We start from the raw sequence: 813 nt of genomic DNA, 5'->3' as shown, positions 1-813 counted from the left end.
GCCGACATCGCCGGCATAGTTCGGATGCAGATGATCGAACAGCATCTGGCGGCGGAAGGAACAGCCGACCGGCAGCGACCAGGCCTCGGCGATCGCGCGCATTTGTGCAACCGCCTCGGCGTCCCAGCGCGTGCCGCCAAGGATGACGAAAGGCCGCTTGGACTTGGCCAGCAATTTCTCAAGCGCATCGAGTTCGGCTTCCCCGGGCCGCGTTTCGACCGGTGTGTGCGGCAAGGCGACGGGCGCTTCAACGACACTGGTCAGCATGTCTTCGGGCAGCGAGATCACCACTGGGCCGGGACGGCCCGATGTCGCCACGGCGAAGGCGCGGGTGACGAATTCTGGGATGCGCGAGGCGTCGTCGATCTCGACTACCCATTTGGCGATGTCGCCGAAGAACCTCTTGTAATCCACCTCCTGGAAAGCCTCGCGCTCTTTGGCGTGGCCGGCGACCTGGCCGATGAACAGGATGACGGGTATCGAATCCTGCATGGCGATGTGGATGCCGGCCGAGGCATTGGTGGCGCCGGGGCCGCGGGTGACGAAGCAGATGCCGGGCTTGCCGGTCAGGCGGCCGTGGCAATCGGCCATCATGGCGGCACCGCCTTCCTGGCGGCAGACGATGGTGCGGATCGCTGAATCGTGCAGCGCGTCGAGCACCGCCAGATAGGATTCACCGGGCACGCAGTAGATGCGGTCGGTGCCGTTGGCTTCGAGAGCGTCGACGATGAGTTGTCCGCCAGTCTTCATTGTCCAGACTTCTCCAGTTCGGCAAGGATTTCTTGGGTGTGCTCGCCCAGGCGCGGCGAGGGG

1 protein-coding gene is annotated in these 813 nt (G+C 64.8%); it reads right to left on the bottom strand.

What is annotated here, in order from left to right:
• On the bottom strand, nt 1–750 hold a 750-nt coding region (locus EN969_RS33495; protein WP_245467652.1), incomplete at its 3' end, for a thiamine pyrophosphate-binding protein.
• Between the last annotated feature and the right edge of the window lie 63 nt (nt 751–813).

This window comes from Mesorhizobium sp. M7A.F.Ca.CA.003.01.2.1, from assembly GCF_003998945.1.
GTDB lineage: Bacteria > Pseudomonadota > Alphaproteobacteria > Rhizobiales > Rhizobiaceae > Mesorhizobium > Mesorhizobium ciceri.
Note: the sequence above shows the minus strand (reverse complement) of the source record. Positions and strands in the feature narration are given on the sequence as shown.